This is a genomic window from Sulfobacillus harzensis, assembly GCF_012933365.1.
Lineage (GTDB): Bacteria > Bacillota > Sulfobacillia > Sulfobacillales > Sulfobacillaceae > Sulfobacillus_B > Sulfobacillus_B harzensis.
This window is the reverse complement of the sequence record NZ_JABBVZ010000078.1, coordinates 1-15,788: the sequence shown is the minus strand read 5'-3', so window position 1 is coordinate 15,788 and position 15,788 is coordinate 1. Positions and strand designations below refer to the sequence as shown.

Genomic DNA, 15,788 nt, shown 5'->3' with positions numbered 1-15,788 from the left:
GCCGCTTGCCGCTACGCGGCAAGCCCCGAGACCAAGGTCTTGGGCTAGTAGGCTAATTCTTTTTATACGAGGAGGTCATGGCATGCCATCTTGGACTCGCGATCAGATGATTGAGCATTTGACGCCCCCGCCGGGTATTGCCATGCCGCCCTACCCTCATCGTCAGGATCAAATTTATCGCTGGAGCCTTCTCGCGACCACGGCCGGGTTGGCCATCGAGGGGGTGGGTTGGCTTCTCTCCGATCCCCTGCTCCGCCAAATAGGCCAGGGCTGGACGAGTCTAGCGCTAGCCGTGGCCGGCTGGACCTTTCTCGTCTGGCTCCGCTCATGGCGTTTTGGCGTTCGTACATTAAGCACACTCGGGCTTGTTTTTTGGCTGGCGTCCCCCCTAATCGGCTGGGCCTTCAGTTTAGCAAGCTTGGCCATCATGGCAGCCAAAGAAACCCATTGTTTTCATTTTCCCGCCGGACGCGTCATTCCCTGGTACGCGCTGGCTCTTGGCTTGGCTATGATTGCACGGCTAAACCCATTCATCATTGGGATTGGCTGGCTTGGACTGACGGGCCTTGGCAGTTGGCTGGTATGGGGGCGCTGGCACTTGCCACTGTTCGAAATATAAAGGAGTTCACTCCCTATGTCGCGAATCCCCTCTCACCGACACATCGTACGGGAGGACCTATGAACTGGGCAATCGACACCGATTTACCGACATCAGGAATTCGTGAAATTTTAGACCGCGCTCTCGCCCGCTCCCATGTGATTCGCCTCGAAGCCGGCGAACCGGACTTTCCTCCGCCCAGCTGGGTGGTGGAGGCCTACCATCGAGCTGCCTTGGACGGGCACAATCGGTATACGGCAACGGCGGGCATTCCGCTTTTGCGTCAAGCCCTCGCTCGAAAGCTGGCCGAGGTCAACCACGAAGCACGCTCCGCGGACGAAATTTTGGTCACTCCGGGGGGATTCCCGGGCTCTTTCTTGCCTTCCGAGGTGTAGCCGGTCCCGGCGATGAGATATTGGTCCCCGATCCCGGGTGGCCCGACTATCTTGGCGGCATGAGAAGTCTGGGTATTCGACCGGTGCCCTATCCCCTGACGCCGCCACACTATCTCCCCAATATGGCGACAATGGATCAACTGATAACGGCCGCCACCCGCGCCGTCGTGGTAAACTTTCCCGGGAATCCGACCGGTCAAGTTGCACCGCCCGATGTCGTCCAAGCGCTGGTAGACTGGGCTGAACGGCACGACTTGTGGATTGTCTCCGACGAGGTCTACGACCAAATCGTATTTGACGGGCAGCCGCTCAGTCCAGCGCACATCGACCCGGAACGAACCTTGGGGGTTTATAGCTTCTCCAAGACCTATGCGATGACCGGGTGGCGCCTCGGCTACCTCGCGGGACCACCAAGCGCCATCGCCTCCCTCACCAAAGTGGCTATGGGCATTTGGTCCTCCGTTTCGGAACCCCTGCAATACGCGGGCCTGGCCGCGCTCGAAGGTCCCCAGGCCATCGTCGAGGATCGGCGGCGACAATATCAGCGGCGGCGCGATGCGGCGGTTGAATATCTGGATCGGGTTCAGATTACCCATAGCAACCCCGACGGTGCTTTCTACTTGTTGGTGCATATCGCTGAATCCGGCCTGTCGTCACGGGACTTTGCGCTCCGCCTCTTAGACCAAGCCGGAGTCGCCGTGGCCCCCGGTTCCGCCTTTGGGGAAATGGCGGAAGGCTTTGTACGCATTTCCTTGGCCTCACCGGAAACCGATATTTTGCGGGGATTGGCTCGTTTGGCAGCCTTTCTAGGGCATGCCTAAGGCGAAGATTGAATGATATCGCATAAAAGGCCGCCGGTCGCGCGTACTAAATCGGCCCCGGAAAGAATCATCTGAACTCCCCGTTTGCCGGCGCTCACGCTAACCTCGTCTAAGGTCTCGACCCCCTGTTGCAAATACACCGGAAACGTCCGTTTGGCGCCAAGCGGCGATACGCCGCCGCGCACATAGCCCGTGACATTGGGCAAATCGCGCCAAGGGACGAGATCAACGCGCTTTTCCTCTGCAACCCGGGCCCAGCGTTTAAGATCAAGCGTGGCGGGGCCGGGAATGACGGCCATGAGGATCGTACCGCTAGCCCCCTTAGCAACCAGTGTTTTGTAGAGACGCTCGGGATCGACCCCCACCAATTCCGCCGTATGCACCGCATCGAGGTTGTTTTCGTCTACCTCATAGGTTCGGACGCGGTAGAAAATCTCCAGCGCCTCTAATGCGCGCATCGCCAATGTTTTAGCCATGAGGTGCTCCTTTACAGAAAAAAGAGGAGGGAAGCCCCTCCTCCGTGTTTTTTGACTGAGTATGTTACCGCTTTTCGAGAGGCACAAAATCTCGGTGAGTAGCACCCGTGTATTCTGCCCGTGGTCGGATAAGCCGATTGTTTTGGTATTGCTCCAGCACGTGAGCTGTCCATCCGGATACCCGGCTGATCGCAAACACGGGCGTGAAAATGTCCGTGGGAATTCCCATCTGGAAGTACACCGAGCCAGAATATAGGTCAACATTGGGGTAGAGCTTCTTGGAGCCCATAATGACTTCGCGGACCTCGTTCAGCATGTTGTACCACTTGAGGTCATGGGCGTCCTCACCCACATCCTTGGACAGGCGGCGCAGAATGATGGCGCGCGGGTCCTCGGTGCGATACACGCGGTGGCCAAAGCCCATAATCTTTTCTTTGCGGGCCAATGCAGCTTCCACCCACGGCTTGGCGTTCTCCACCGAGCCAATCTTCTGCAACATGTACATCACTTGTTCGTTGGCCCCACCGTGCAACGGTCCCTTTAAGGTGCCAATGGCCGAAGTAATGGCGGAGTACATGTCCGAAAGCGTGCCGGCGGTAACCCGGGCGGAAAAGGTTGAAGCGTTCAACTCGTGGTCCGCGTGCAAAATCAACGCGGTGTTGAATACCTTCGCATGCAGTTCCTTGGGCTTCTCCCCGTGCAGCATATAGAGAAAGTTTTCGGCTAAGCTGAGGGACGGATCGGGGTCCACCGGACTTTTCCCATGACGCAGGCGGTCAAACGCCGCGACAATGGTGGGGACTTGCGCAACCAAACGGACAGCCTTGCGATGATTGGCCTCCGGCGTCATGGCGTTTCCGTCCGGATCATAAATCCCTGCCAGACTGACCGCGGTCCGAAGGGCGTCCATCGGGTGGGTGTCGTGTGGCAGGGAGCGAAGAAATTCGTGTACCGGCTTAGCCAGCGGCGCCGACTTCTTAATTTCGTCCTTCAGTTGGGCCAACTGCGCTTGATTAGGCAAGTCTCCGTTCCACAACAGATACACAACTTCTTCAAAACTTGTGGTTTCCGCCAAGTCAGCGACATTGTACCCACGGTAGACAAGGCGCCCTTCATGTCCATCAATGAAACAGATTTCCGAGGTATTCGCGACGACGTCTTCCAGGCCGGCCTTAAAGCCTTGTTCTGGCATAAATCTGCCTCCTTTTGCTTGTATGTTCACGCGCGGCAAACGTTCACTGCCCTTAGAAATTGTACTCCTCTTGAAGCCGCTCCGATCCCCCGAATTTTCGGGAACCGGGTCCCTTTTCCGGGAAAGGTGTGTGTCGTCTACCCAATTGCTATAATAAACCTAAGAGCATAACGTGGAGGCCTGAAATTGCTAAGAAACCGAATTCGCAGGGTGCCGGTGACGGTTCGCGGCACCCATTATGTGCATGAGTATTTAGTGTTGCCCGATGTCTGTGCGGTTATTGCCGAGGTTCCTGATGGCATCGTACTGGTCGAGCAGTTTCGTCCCGCTTTGGGCCGGCGTATTCTCGAATTGCCGGCGGGCCGACTACGCCGGGGCGAGGAGCCGGTGCAAGGTGCGCGCCGGGAACTGGCGGAGGAAACCGGGTATCAAGCGGGCGACTTGCGGCTCATATCCCGCTTTTATCCCTCTGTGGGCTTGTCACGCCATAAAGTACACCTTTATTACACCGTCAATCCGGTGCCAGGGGAAACCCATTGGGATGCTACCGAGGAGATTGAAGTCAAGATTGTCCCGGTTGTGGAGGTCCCGAATCTCCTCATCGAAGGGCGCGCAGCGGATGCCAAAACTCATCTGGGCTTGGTATATTTTCTCAACGCCCGCGGCTGGATTATGCAACGCGGGCGCTGGCGGCCCACTGAACTTGCCCAGCCCAGGAGTTGACGAATCGGCACGCTTTTTGACATAAAAATTCGGTACAACGGCGTTAAAAATCGGATACAATGGCGGTGAAAGATTCGTGAGGGGAGGCGGCTCCGACGATTTGCGAACACTGCGGAGCAAGAGTGGTCGACGGCCAAACGTGTCACGCCTGCGGCATGGCCCAAACTCCTGAAGCACCGCGCCAAAAGGCCAAGGTGGTGCCCTTCCGTCCGCGCAAGGCACCGTCTCCCAAGGTGCGCCGCCGCCGCTCGACCACATGGTGGTGGATTGCCGCAATTATTGCCATCGCCCTAGTGATCCCGTATCTTGTCCCCTTGGCCCGATAGCCGTTAGGCCCATTCGCTGGCGTCTAGTCTGGGCTGTAGTGCGCGGTTGAGCGCCTCGCCGAGCACATCGGCCATATCATCGATGAGCATATCAATCTCTTTGGGCGTTACCATCAATTCCGAGAAGCGGCTTCCCAGCACTTCGTCAATCAGTCCCCGCTGTTCCGTGGGCGCCATTTGCTTCAGGATGTCATAAAAGGCGACATCGTCGGCCAATTGATTGGCGATCTGGTGAATGGCTTCTTGAGCAATGCTGATGGACTGAACCACCGTGCACACTCCGATCGCAATCACGGGTACTCCGAGACTTTCTTCGGTGAGTCCCTGGCGTCGATTTCCCACTCCTGAGCCAGGGTGAATGCCCGTATCGGCGATTTGCACGCTGCCCAAGAGACGGTCCAGGTTCCGAGCCGCCAAGGCGTCTATGGCAATCACCAAATCGGGCTTAGCCTCGGAGACGATGCCGCGAATGATATCAAGAGTTTCAATGCCTGTGGTTCCCAAAACACCCGGAGCCACGGCCGCCACGGGCCGCATGCGCTGCTTAATGTCATCTGGCACCACTTGGCCGAGATGGCGGGTAACTAAAATTCTTTCGACCACCCGCGGCCCCAGCGCGTCGGGGGTAGCATTCCAGTTACCCAGCCCCACAACCAACACGCTGCCTTGGATATCCTCGGGCAGCAACTCTTTCAACTGATCGGTCAGCTTAGCCATCAAGGCCCGCTTGAGGTCCGGATCGCGGTCCTTGAACGTTGGCACATCCAGGGTGACGTAATGGCCGCGCGGCTTTCCCATTAGCTTTTCGGCCGCTTCCTCGTAAATCTCCACTTCGGTTACCACAACCCCCTGGTCCTGGGTCTCCTTCACCCGGACCCCCGGCACTTCCTCTTTGGCATCGCCGCGCACAATGTCACGTGCCTCGATAGCCATGTCGGTGTACACTTGGATAGGCTCAAATGCCCATGTCCCATTCCCCTCTGCCACAGGTTCCGCCTCCGAAACGGGCCGCTAAGACCCCAAAGTTATTGTTAGACTTGCCTCGCCTGGGAACGATTATGCAATGGCCAGGCGATGGAAGCTCTGAGTGACGCGAAGGCTAGGGTGAGATCGCGGACAAGGATGACGGGGACCGGCACCATCCGCACAAACAGTGATGTTAGCGGACTGCCGCTCGTACCCAATGCCATCCAGCGCATGGCCAATCCAAAATCCAGACATCCAGCCAGATTCATGATAGTCAATGGAATGGGACCCACTTCGGTCCAGAGCGCGGCATAATAGACCCACAGCATGTACTGGGGGCTATACACTTTGTTGCAAAGGAGCCACCACGCGAGCGCGCTGGCCGCCGCTGCGACCGGATTCAGCACCTCGCGCCGCACGAGAGCCAACAACCCCAATCCCCCAGCAGCGGTCAGAGCCAAACTTAGGAGATTAACATCGGCAATCGTGAGAAGGTGCTGTCCCACCAGCGCAGCCCAAAGCCCGGGGTCTGGCGTCCGCCCACTATTGAAGGTAAAGAAGTGAGACCAGCCCTGAAATCCAAAAATGGCAAACGGCGCATTCATCCCGATTCCGGTTATCAAGGCTCCCAGTAAAAATTGACGAAAGGCCAACCGCTCGCGGCGCCACAGCCCGTAGCCTAAATAGAGAAGGAGCACCACTGGAAAGAATTTGGTGGCCACACCCAGACCGCCCCAGACGCCTGAGGCCCGCCAAAAGCCCCGCTCATAGGCCCAAATGGCCATTCCCCAGGTGGCAATGCCCAACAAATCCCAGTTCATCAACCCATAGAAGAAAATGAGCGGGCTCAACGCCCACCACCACTGCGCCTCTCGCCCACGGCCGCAAAGCGCATAAAGGGCCAAGGCAAAGGATGCCCCTAATCCTACCGACGATGCGACAAAATAGCCCGAAAATGCGGGGATGGCTGCCATCAGCGACATGTATAGGCCGATGATGACGGGATATTCAATGACATTGTGCAGGTAAGGGATTTGATGCAGGTAAAGACGCCGTGATGCATAAAGGGCGACCACGTCAGAATAACTGGCATGCCGGTAGCTATACGCATAATAGTTAAAGTCGGGATGCCCTAAGGGCATAAGGGCATGCGGAGGCATAAGGCGCGCCGCGTCAACCGTTAAACTCGCCAGGCCGATGATCAGTGGGGCCAAATAGGATAAGCGCTCACCGTTTTGCAGTCCTCTCACGCTCCCCTTTAGCCAGATCCAGCGGCGCCCGATAAATGTGGGACGCTTGGCCAACAGTCATCATGTTATCGGCCACCATGCTCTCGAGCACCTGCGACTGCCGTTTCCGGGCCGCACCCCAGTGGATAAAGGGGTCCAAGCCGCTGGGATTTTGGGGCAAACCGGCCAAAAGAGTCGCCTGCGCCGGGGTCAAAGACTGTGGCGCCACATGAAAGTAGTGTTGGCTGGCGGCTTGGATACCATACGCGCCATCGCCCAGATACACTTCATTGAGATATAGGGCGAGAATCTCTCGCTTGGAATAAAGCACGGTCACCAGGACGGCTAGCAGGGCTTCGGATATTTTGCGCTGAAAGCGCTTGACGGGGCTTAACAGGGTGTCGCGCACCAATTGCTGGGTTAGGGTGCTGCCCCCCTCGGTGAACTGCCCGGTTTTGAGGTCCACCAACAAGGACCGGCCGATACCCTCAAAACTGATGCCGATGTTGGTGGAAAAGCTTCGGTCCTCAGTGGCAATGAGGGCCTTCGGAACCCAGGGGGAGACCGCGCTAAGCGGGGTCCATCGCCCGCCGTGGCTTGCCTCCCGGGCCTCCACAATGCGCGGCAGGTGGCTTACCCGGGGCCAATACGACCGATAAAACTGGGCAATCGGAACCGCGGAGACCAACAATAGCACGGTCAGCGCTCCCCCTATCCATTGGAGCGCGCGTGGCTTGGTTCCAAGAAGCAAGTTCCTGTCCCCTCTCTCATACATGTAATCGGGGGGATGGACAATGCAGCCGAAATCACGAAAATCCATTTGGTGGGGTACCTTAACCTTAACCTCGGCTGCCTTGGCATCCCGCGGACTCGGCCTAATCTATCGCATGCTGCTGGCCCGCTTTTTGGGCGGCGAGGGACTCGGACTATTCCAGATGGTATTCCCCTTCTATGTAGCCCTGGTCACGTTGGCCGTGGCCGGCACGCCCATTGCCGTCTCACAGATGCTCGCCGAAGGCAAGGCTTCAGCCAACCGACTCTTACGGGTGGCAACCCTCATTGTTCTGACCATCACGTTGCCGTTGATGGCGTTGGTGATTGTCTGGGCAAAACCCCTGGCCGTTACATTGTATCACGATGAAATGTTTGTCCCGATGCTCTGGGCCATCTCCCCCGCTTTATTGGCAGTAGCCTTTTCTAGCGTGCTGCGCGGTTATTTCTTAGGGCGCCAAGAGATGGAGTATCCTGCGGCCGCCCAGGTGGCGGAACAGTTGGCGCGAGTCGCCATTTTATTTGCTCTCTTAAACCTGGTAAGTCATCATCTGTTCCCCAATCCGCCGCTCATCGCAGTGTTGCTCATTCCGTTGGGCGAGGCCGTCAGTCTCGCCATTCTCGCCTACGGATATCTCCGTCGCCCCCCCGAACCCAAACTGGACGATCGCGAGCCCCAAGGCCTAGCACGGGCAATTTTGAAGCTCTCCATTCCGGTGACGCTAAGCCGATTGCTTGGTTCGGGCGTTGCGGTCGTCGAGGCCTCTCTGATTCCACTTAGGCTACAAATATCCGGGATGAGTCGGGCGGCGGCGGTCCGAACCTTCGGGCAGCTCACGGGCATGGCTTTGCCCTTGATCTTGTTTCCTTCGGCGCTCACGGTCTCCCTGTCCACAAACCTGATACCCGCCATTGCCGAAGCCTCCGCCCACCAGCAAACGGAACGCGTACACAAGTACATTGTCGACAGCATTGCGGCTACCGCCTTGTTGACGATCCCGGTGACCTTTGTGCTACTCACCCTAGGCCTACCACTAGACGATCTATTTTTCCACGCCAGCGTGCCCTCGACCGTCTTTATTCCCTTGGTCATTGGCGGATTCTTTCTCTATTTCGATATCGCCTTTGCAGGCATCTTGCGCGGGCTGGGCCGAACCGATCTGCCCCTTTGGAACGACCTGGTCGCGAGTCTTTTGGAAATCGCCCTCATTTGGATCCTGGCCGGCCATCCGGGACGCGGACGCGAGGGCATCGCAATCGCGGTAGCGGCAGGATTTGCCGCTTCGTGCCTTTTTAACTTATATTACGTTCTCAGGCTGACCCGTGTGCGACTCCCTTGGGGTCGCATTTTTGGTCGCCCAGCGATGGCCGCCTTCCCCATTTGGCTAGCCACCCCACTATGGCAGGCCTGGCTTAGGCAATGGCATGTCGGCCAAGTCATGAATCTGTTCTCGAGCGTACTCGTGGCCTGTGCTCTCTACTTCCTGGGTTTAGCCATCTCAGGCACCCGTCTCACCCGTCTGCTTTAGCCGGGAGACGGGCCAGACGCCACACGCTCCAAATATTGATTGGCAAGATTCAAATTTTCAATGGCTCCGGTCACGACCGCCCGAATATGACCGTGAGGGCCTATGAAGACCGAAGTGGGCAAGCCGGTCACACCATAGGCGGCCGCCACCCCTCCATGGACATCCAGCGCCATGGAATAGGTGAGTCCGTGAGCCGCCGCATAATGCGACACGGTGGCCGCTGATTCCTGCACGTCCACGCCCACAATGGCAACCCGATTTCCGTAGATCTTATGCTCTTGTTCAACAATTGGAAGCTCCACCTTGCAGTTTGGACACCACGTCGCCCAAAAATTGAGCCATACCCCATGTCCCCGCAGCGAAGCTAAGCTGATGGTCTTTCCGGTTGGCGTCTTCAAAACAAAGTTGGGCGCCTCATCGCCGGGCAAATTGCCCACCGCCACGGTATGGCCGATGCTGCTGGCCGGGCTGGCCGGCTTAACGGCTTGATGGATGACAAAGCCTGAATAGGCGACGGCGGCGGCGAGCACCACTCCGGTAGCAACTTTTCGAGCCTGCATAAGATCCTCACTTTCCCGTTTATTTTACCCTTCTCGCGTTTGGCCCTCAATCTGAATGTCGAGGCCGTCGGAGCCGGCATCGACCTGAACACGCGAACCGTCCGGAACGTCTCCCGCCAATAGCTTGACCGCCAAGGTATCGCCCAGAAGACGCTGAATTATGCGGCGCAATGGCCGCGCCCCAAATTCGGGCTGATAACCGCGATTGGCGAGATAGTCGAGGGCTTTATCGCTGACATCGAGCGTAATCCGCCGCTCGGAAAGCCGCGACTCCAAATCGTGCAGCTGTAAGCGAACAATCTCGCGCAGTTCTTCGGATGCTAAGCGGGAGAATACCACCACTTCATCGATGCGGTTTAAAAATTCCGGGCGCAGTGCCCCGCGCAGAGCCTCCTCGACCAGACGTTGGCGCCGCTCGGGGTCGTCCTCGGCTAAGATGGCCTCCGACCCTAAATTGGAGGTCATAATGATCACGGTGTTGCGGAAGTCGACGGTGCGGCCTTGACCATCGGTCAGCCGTCCATCATCCAGCACCTGCAAAAGGATATTGAAAACCTCGGGGTGCGCCTTCTCAATTTCGTCCAACAGCACCACCGCGTAAGGCCGGCGCCGAACCGCCTCAGTTAGCTGTCCCCCCTCCTCATAGCCGACGTACCCAGGCGGTGCGCCGACCAAACGGGAGACGGCATGGCGCTCCATATACTCCGACATGTCAATGCGCACCAAGGCATTCTCGTCGTCAAACAGAAATTGCGCCAGTGCCTTCGCCAACTCGGTTTTGCCCACCCCGGTGGGGCCCAAGAAAAGAAAGGATCCCATGGGTCGACGCGGATCCGACAATCCCGCCCGAGCTCGGCGCACCGCGTGGGATACGGCCTCGACCGCCTGTCGCTGCCCGATTACGCGGGCACCAATCCGCTCCTCCATATGAATCAACTTGTCCCGCTCGCCTTCCAGCAAGCGCGTGACGGGAATGCCAGTCCACTTGGCGACGATTGCCGCAATATCGTGCTCGGTCACTTCCTCACGCAGCATGCGTTCCGACCCTCGCATCTGATCCGCCTGGTCTTCCGCCTCCTTCAGTTGGCGCTCCAGATCCGGCAAAATGCCATAGCGCAATTCGGCGGCCCGCTCCAAGTTCCCTTGCCGTTCTGCTAAAGCTTCCTCGGTTTTAGCCGACTCCAGGCGGTTTTTCAACTCCGTCGCCCGGTTAATCAGCGTCTTTTCCTGCTCCCAACGCGCTTTCAAGGCATTGCGCCGCTCGTTAAGGTTGGCCAACTCCGCCTCTAAAGCATCCAAACGCTCGCGCGTGGCGGGATCGTCGCTCTCGCGCTGCAACGCCTGCCGCTCAATCTCCAGTTGAATGCGCCGCCGTTCCAACTCATCCAATTCCTCTGGCATGGAGTCCATCTCCACCCGAAGATGCGATGCCGCCTCATCCACTAGGTCAATGGCCTTGTCGGGCAGGAAACGATCGGCAATGTAACGGTGGCTCAGGCGCGCGGCAGCCACCAAGGCGCCGTCCTTAATCCGCACACCGTGATGCGCCTCGTAACGCTCCTTGAGTCCTCGCAGAATGGCCACCGTATCCTCCACGGAGGGCTCGGCCACAAACACGGGCTGGAAACGGCGCTCCAACGCCGCATCCTTCTCGATATAATTGCGGTACTCGTCGAGCGTGGTGGCCCCGACTGCGCGAAGTTCGCCCCGCGCCAGCGCAGGCTTCAAAAGATTGGCGGCATCAACCGCTCCTTCCGCCTTGCCGGCACCCACCAGTGTGTGCAGCTCGTCGATAAAGAGAATAATGGCGCCCTCGGCATCCTGAATCTCCTTGAGGACCGCCTTCAACCGATCTTCAAATTCTCCGCGAAACTTGCTTCCGGCAATGAGCGACCCCAAGTCCAGCGCCAGCACCCGCTTATCGCGAAGCCCTTCGGGCACATCGGAGGCCACGATGCGTTGCGCCAACCCTTCGACAATCGCTGTTTTTCCCACGCCCGGCTCACCAATCAGCACCGGATTATTTTTCGTGCGCCTCGAGAGCACCTGAATCACACGCCGGATTTCCTCATCACGGCCGATGACAGGATCCAGCTTGCCGCGGCGCGCTAAATCCGTGAGGTCCTTACTGTACCGGGCCAGCGCCTGATATTTGTCTTCCGGATTCGGATCGGTCACCCGAGCGCTCCCTCGGACCTCTTTTAAGGCCCGCAAGATGGCATCGGGTGTCACCGCATAGGCTTTGAGACTAGCGGCCGCCTCCCCACGCGGGCGGGCTGACAACGCCAACAGCAAGTGCTCCGTCGAGGTATATTCGTCCTTTAAATCGGCGGCCCGCCGCTCGGCCTCCTCGATCACCTCAATTAAGTCGGGATCCAGATAAGCCCCGGGCTGTACGCCCTTTACGGTGGGAATACGGGCCACGCCCTGCTCGATTCGTGACACTAAGGGGGCGAGCGGCACGCCCAGCTTCTCCAGCATCGGCCTGACGACCCCATCTTCTTGATTTAAGAGCGCCAGCAGCAGGTGCAAGTCCTGCACCGCCTGATTTTGCCGCTCACGCGCTAGGTTTTGGGCCTCCTGCAACGCTTCCTGAGACTTCACAGTCAACCTATCGAGGCGCATGAATCTCCCCTCCCACCTCTTGGTGTTGATGGCGCAATTCGTGGTATAAGCGGTCGTCTTGCTCGTTAAACGGTTCCGGAAAGCGCAAGGCGACTTCCAGTAACATATCCCCTTTTATTGAGGTGCCGCGATGTGGGAGCCCCATCCCCTTAAGCCGCAAGACCCGTCCGTGGTTGGTGTGGCGTGGTATGGTTACCATTACCGGAGCGCCCACCAGCGGCTGCACGGAAACGTCGCCGCCCACCGCCGCCACCGGTACCGCCACCAGCAGTTGCCCTAGGAGATTGTCGCCTTGACGGCGAAATCGTGGGTGAGGCGCGACCTCCACCTTGAGACGGGCGTGCTCACCCACTCGCAGGACGGCTCCGTCTTCGACCCCGGGAGGGATGCTGACGTCAAACCGACGCGGTTCTGAGACCTGCCCTACCCCTCCACAGCGGGGACAACTGCGGTCGCGTCCATGGCACACGACGCAAGGATGCACCTCATTGACCGTCAAATTCACCGTGGTTCCCATCATCACCTGTTCCAGTGTCAGCTGTACGACCTCTTCCGGAACTTCAACGGATTGTCGAGTGCCAAATCCGCCACCGGTAAACAAGTCTTCAAAAATAGAGCCAAAGCCTTCAAAATCTTCGGGAGACCAGTCATAACTAACCCGCTCAAATCCCGGTCCGCGGCGCCGCGACTGGCGTTCCGCATAACTTCGTCGGAGGCGATCGTACTCGGCTCGCTTTTTGGGGTCGGAAAGCGCCTCATAAGCCTCGTTAATCTCCTTGAACTTCTCCTCGCCCGCCTTGCCGCTTACGTCCGGATGATATTTTCGCGCCAAGCGATGGTACGCCTTTTTTATGGTCGCTTGGTCCGCCTTCTCGTCTACCTCGAGAACTTGATAATAATCCTTGGGCGCCGCCATACTTCCACCTCCCCAAGAACGACTACAGGCGAGGACGCGCCTCGCCTGTAGTCTCCATCAGTCACGCGCCCCTCATTCACTGGGACGGAAATCCGCATCAATCACATCGCCATCGCCGTCGTTGCCCCCGGGTGGCGGGGTCGTCGGGCCTTGGTCCGACGATGCTTGCGCCTGGTATACCTGTTGCGCCAGCTTGTGGGCACTAGCCTCTAACGTAGCCAAGGCCGTATCAATGGCTGCCTTATCGTCGCCATTGAGTGCCTCACGCACTTTTTGGATGGCCGCCTCGGCCTCGCTCTTGTCTGTGGCGCTGACGCGGTCCCCCAAATCCTTGAGGGACTTCTCAGTCGCATAGACCATCGATTCCGCACGGTTCTTTGTCTCCACCAATTCCCGGCGGTTTTCATCCTCTTTCGCCTTTTCCTGGGCTTCGCGGACCATCCGCTCGACTTCGTCTTTGGAGAGTTGAGTAGATGCCGTCACCGTGATGCGTTGCTCCTTGCCGGTGCCGAGGTCTTTAGCCGAGACGTTGACGATACCGTTGGCGTCGATGTCAAACGTCACTTCAATTTGCGGCACGCCCCGAGGCGCGGGTGGGATGTCCGTCAGGCTGAAACGCGCCAATGTCCGGTTGTCTGCCGCCATAGGACGTTCACCTTGCAAGACGTGAATCTCCACGCTGGTCTGGTTGTCCGCCGCAGTGGTGTATACCTGGCTCTTGCGCGTGGGAATGGTGGTATTGCGTTCGATAAGCTTGTTGAACACACCGCCCAGGGTCTCAATGCCCAAGGAGAGCGGCGTGACGTCCAACAAGATGACGTCCTTCACCTCGCCTGCCAGCACCCCGCCTTGAATGGCGGCGCCAATGGCCACCACCTCGTCGGGATTGACGCCCCGGTGCGGTTCCTTCCCCGTCAGCCGCTTGACCAGTTCCTGAATCACCGGCATACGGGTGGAGCCTCCAACTAAGATTACTTCGTCAATCTGGCTTTCGCTCAGCTTCGCATCCGCCAACGCCTGCTTGAAGGGGCCAACGCAGCGCTCGGTGAGATCCTGCGTCAACTCCTCAAACTTGGCCCGGGTGATCTTCTGCTCCAGATGCTTGGGTCCCGTCTGGTCGGCCGTGATGAAGGGAAGCGACACCTGGGTCTCAGTAACCGAGGAGAGCTCGATTTTGGCCTTTTCTGCAGCCTCAATCAATCGCTGCAAGGCCTGGCGATCCTTCCGGAGGTCGATGCCGTACTCTTTCTGAAACTGGTCAGCCACATAGTCCACCAGCTTCATATCATAGTCATCGCCGCCTAAGTGAGTGTCACCCGAGGTTGACTTAACCTCAAATACCCCATCGCCGACCTCCAGCACCGAGACGTCGAAGGTTCCGCCCCCAAGGTCCCAGACCAGAATCGTTTCGTTCTTCTTCTTGTCTAATCCATAGGCCAAGGCCGCGGCTGTCGGCTCATTGATGATGCGCAGCACTTCCAGACCGGCAATTTTGCCAGCGTCCTTCGTTGCTTGCCGCTGAGCATCATTGAAATAGGCGGGGACGGTAATGACCGCCTGGTTGATGCTTTCCCCCAAATACTTCTCGGCATCGGCTTTCAACTTGGAAAGGACCATGGCCGAGATTTGCTCGGGGGTCAGATTCTCCCCAGCGTTGGGCAACTCTACCCGCACTTGATTGTTTGGGCCGCTGACCACTTTGTACGGCACCCGTTCCCGTTCTTCTGTCACCTCATCAAACCGGCGGCCAATAAACCGTTTGATGGAGAATACGGTATTCTCCGGATTCATGACCGCCTGACGGCGCGCCAGCTGGCCGACCAGCCGCTCCCCGTTCTTACTGAACCCGACGACCGACGGCGTCAGCCGGCTGCCTTCGGTATTGAGGACTACCGTGGGCTGACCGCCCTCCATCACCGCGATGACCGAATTGGTTGTGCCCAGGTCAATCCCTACTACTTTCGCCATATGTCGTCACCCTCGCTTTAGGGCCAGCTTCAGTGCTGGCGCCTCCTAAAATCGCGCGGATCCCAGCCGGGTTAATGCCTTGTCCCGCCAAATCTCGGATCCGGCTTAAAAGATGGAAGTCATTCTCCGAGTACAACCGATTGTTGGTATCGGTCCGATGCGGACTAATGAGCGCTTCGCGCTCCCACGCTCGGAGCGTCTGCGGTGAGACCCCAACCAGTCGGGCCATCACCCCGATGGTGTAAACCGGTTCGTCCGGCCCATGGATGCTCATGGCATGATCACTTCCTCTACCGGAGTCCATCTCCCATATTAAAAAGCTTGTTGCGTTCGATCAACAATCTTATTGGTGACCGATAGAATTTTTTCCGGCGTCGGACATCTGCCCGACGATATTGTGCATGTATCCTCGCCGATCCATGCGGGTGGCTGGATCGTTACGCCAATCCAGCATATGGTAGGGCAGCGTCGAGATGGTCGTTGATGAGGAGGACGGTCAGTGTCGGCAAAAATTAGCCGCGAGGCGCGGCGGCTACGGATTTTTGTGGGCGAATCCGCCCGTTATCATCATCAACCGCTCTGCCACGCCATCGTATTGCCGGCACGCCAACAGGGCCTAGCTGGTAGGTAAAGAGGGGCCTCGGGGCTTGGCTGTGGTAGCGAGTGCCCCTTGAGCGCCCTCCTCCCCGTAGA

Annotated in this window: 17 protein-coding genes; 6 read left to right on the top strand and 11 right to left on the bottom strand. The window is 58.1% G+C overall.

Annotated features, from left to right (window positions below; all coding sequences use genetic code 11):
* Positions 1-82 precede the first annotated feature (82 nt).
* From HIJ39_RS16910 to HIJ39_RS16905, 3 genes are read left to right on the top strand one after another with little or no spacing between them, the layout of a single operon-like run.
* Positions 83-619, top strand: a complete 537-nt coding sequence (locus HIJ39_RS16910; RefSeq protein WP_169101763.1) for a hypothetical protein — start codon at positions 83-85, stop codon at positions 617-619.
* Between the two features lie 59 nt (positions 620-678).
* On the top strand, positions 679-993 hold the full coding sequence (locus tag HIJ39_RS24305) for an aminotransferase class I/II-fold pyridoxal phosphate-dependent enzyme (protein ID WP_243239785.1): 315 nt from the start codon (positions 679-681) through the stop codon (positions 991-993).
* Positions 960-1,814 (top strand): pyridoxal phosphate-dependent aminotransferase, encoded by an 855-nt coding sequence (locus tag HIJ39_RS16905; protein WP_338055223.1) that lies wholly within the window; start codon positions 960-962, stop codon positions 1,812-1,814. The genes HIJ39_RS24305 and HIJ39_RS16905 overlap by 34 nt, the downstream gene beginning before the upstream one ends.
* Here HIJ39_RS16905 and HIJ39_RS16900 read toward each other — a convergent pair.
* A complete protein-coding gene (locus tag HIJ39_RS16900; RefSeq protein ID WP_169101761.1) occupies positions 1,811-2,290 on the bottom strand; it encodes an aminoacyl-tRNA deacylase in 480 nt (159 codons plus the stop codon). The genes HIJ39_RS16905 and HIJ39_RS16900 overlap by 4 nt on opposite strands.
* Positions 2,291-2,354: 64 nt before the next feature.
* The gene (locus tag HIJ39_RS16895; RefSeq protein WP_169101759.1) at positions 2,355-3,482 is read right to left on the bottom strand and encodes a citrate synthase; all 1,128 of its coding nucleotides are present in this window, start codon (positions 3,480-3,482) and stop codon (positions 2,355-2,357) included.
* Between the two features lie 186 nt (positions 3,483-3,668).
* On the opposite strand from HIJ39_RS16895, the gene HIJ39_RS16890 reads away from it, so the two are divergent.
* Complete coding sequence (locus HIJ39_RS16890) at positions 3,669-4,205, top strand: NUDIX hydrolase (protein ID WP_207711748.1); 537 nt, start codon at positions 3,669-3,671, stop codon at positions 4,203-4,205.
* Between the two features lie 142 nt (positions 4,206-4,347).
* On the opposite strand, the gene HIJ39_RS16885 is transcribed toward HIJ39_RS16890, so the two are convergent.
* From HIJ39_RS16885 to HIJ39_RS16870, 4 genes are read right to left on the bottom strand one after another with little or no spacing between them, the layout of a single operon-like run.
* Positions 4,348-4,491 carry a hypothetical protein gene (locus HIJ39_RS16885; RefSeq protein ID WP_169101757.1) on the bottom strand — a complete coding sequence of 48 codons (144 nt, stop codon included), beginning with the start codon at positions 4,489-4,491 and terminating at the stop codon, positions 4,348-4,350.
* A gap of 43 nt (positions 4,492-4,534) precedes the next feature.
* A complete protein-coding gene (gene gpr, locus HIJ39_RS16880) occupies positions 4,535-5,518 on the bottom strand; it encodes a GPR endopeptidase (RefSeq protein WP_338055222.1) in 984 nt (327 codons plus the stop codon).
* Between the two features lie 44 nt (positions 5,519-5,562).
* On the bottom strand, positions 5,563-6,747 hold the full coding sequence (locus HIJ39_RS16875; protein ID WP_169101755.1) for a glycosyltransferase 87 family protein: 1,185 nt from the start codon (positions 6,745-6,747) through the stop codon (positions 5,563-5,565).
* Positions 6,725-7,477 (bottom strand): biosynthetic peptidoglycan transglycosylase, encoded by a 753-nt coding sequence (locus HIJ39_RS16870; protein ID WP_243239783.1) that lies wholly within the window; start codon positions 7,475-7,477, stop codon positions 6,725-6,727. Before HIJ39_RS16870 ends, HIJ39_RS16875 begins: the two co-directional genes overlap by 23 nt.
* Before the next feature lie 43 nt (positions 7,478-7,520).
* Here HIJ39_RS16870 and HIJ39_RS16865 point away from each other — a divergent pair, with 43 nt between their 5' ends.
* Positions 7,521-9,026, top strand: coding sequence for a putative polysaccharide biosynthesis protein (locus HIJ39_RS16865; RefSeq protein ID WP_169101753.1), 1,506 nt, complete (start codon positions 7,521-7,523; stop codon positions 9,024-9,026).
* Here the strand turns inward: HIJ39_RS16865 and HIJ39_RS16860 are convergent.
* The 5 genes from HIJ39_RS16860 to HIJ39_RS16840 form a co-directional block, all read right to left on the bottom strand.
* The gene (locus HIJ39_RS16860) at positions 9,023-9,586 is read right to left on the bottom strand and encodes a TlpA family protein disulfide reductase (protein ID WP_169101751.1); all 564 of its coding nucleotides are present in this window, start codon (positions 9,584-9,586) and stop codon (positions 9,023-9,025) included. The genes HIJ39_RS16865 and HIJ39_RS16860 overlap by 4 nt on opposite strands.
* Before the next feature lie 24 nt (positions 9,587-9,610).
* Complete coding sequence (gene clpB, locus HIJ39_RS16855; RefSeq protein WP_169101749.1) at positions 9,611-12,211, bottom strand: ATP-dependent chaperone ClpB; 2,601 nt, start codon at positions 12,209-12,211, stop codon at positions 9,611-9,613.
* Positions 12,198-13,127, bottom strand: a complete 930-nt coding sequence (locus HIJ39_RS16850) for a DnaJ C-terminal domain-containing protein (protein WP_169101747.1) — start codon at positions 13,125-13,127, stop codon at positions 12,198-12,200. Before HIJ39_RS16850 ends, clpB begins: the two co-directional genes overlap by 14 nt.
* 72 nt (positions 13,128-13,199) lie before the next feature.
* Entirely contained in the window at positions 13,200-15,095 is a 1,896-nt protein-coding gene (gene dnaK, locus HIJ39_RS16845) for a molecular chaperone DnaK (protein ID WP_169101745.1), read from the bottom strand.
* A complete protein-coding gene (locus tag HIJ39_RS16840) occupies positions 15,073-15,369 on the bottom strand; it encodes a MerR family transcriptional regulator (RefSeq protein WP_207711747.1) in 297 nt (98 codons plus the stop codon). Before HIJ39_RS16840 ends, dnaK begins: the two co-directional genes overlap by 23 nt.
* A gap of 225 nt (positions 15,370-15,594) precedes the next feature.
* Between HIJ39_RS16840 and HIJ39_RS24675 the strand changes: the two genes are divergently transcribed.
* Positions 15,595-15,726 carry a DUF190 domain-containing protein gene (locus HIJ39_RS24675; protein ID WP_169101733.1) on the top strand — a complete coding sequence of 44 codons (132 nt, stop codon included), beginning with the start codon at positions 15,595-15,597 and terminating at the stop codon, positions 15,724-15,726.
* Positions 15,727-15,788 lie beyond the last annotated feature (62 nt).

Bases quoted from the DNA above. Each gene is read 5' to 3' on its own strand.
- HIJ39_RS16860 (WP_169101751.1), bottom strand. From the start codon at position 9,586: ATGCAGGCTCGAAAAGTTGCTACCGGAGTGGTGCTCGCCGCCGCCGTC.
- clpB (WP_169101749.1), bottom strand. From the start codon at position 12,211: ATGCGCCTCGATAGGTTGACTGTGAAGTCTCAGGAAGCGTTGCAGGAG.
- HIJ39_RS16895 (WP_169101759.1), bottom strand. From the start codon at position 3,482: ATGCCAGAACAAGGCTTTAAGGCCGGCCTGGAAGACGTCGTCGCGAAT.
- HIJ39_RS24305 (WP_243239785.1), top strand. From the start codon at position 679: ATGAACTGGGCAATCGACACCGATTTACCGACATCAGGAATTCGTGAA.
- dnaK (WP_169101745.1), bottom strand. From the start codon at position 15,095: ATGGCGAAAGTAGTAGGGATTGACCTGGGCACAACCAATTCGGTCATC.
- HIJ39_RS16840 (WP_207711747.1), bottom strand. From the start codon at position 15,369: ATGAGCATCCATGGGCCGGACGAACCGGTTTACACCATCGGGGTGATG.
- HIJ39_RS16865 (WP_169101753.1), top strand. From the start codon at position 7,521: ATGCAGCCGAAATCACGAAAATCCATTTGGTGGGGTACCTTAACCTTA.
- HIJ39_RS16850 (WP_169101747.1), bottom strand. From the start codon at position 13,127: ATGGCGGCGCCCAAGGATTATTATCAAGTTCTCGAGGTAGACGAGAAG.
- HIJ39_RS16900 (WP_169101761.1), bottom strand. From the start codon at position 2,290: ATGGCTAAAACATTGGCGATGCGCGCATTAGAGGCGCTGGAGATTTTC.
- HIJ39_RS16885 (WP_169101757.1), bottom strand. From the start codon at position 4,491: ATGGCAATAATTGCGGCAATCCACCACCATGTGGTCGAGCGGCGGCGG.
- HIJ39_RS16910 (WP_169101763.1), top strand. From the start codon at position 83: ATGCCATCTTGGACTCGCGATCAGATGATTGAGCATTTGACGCCCCCG.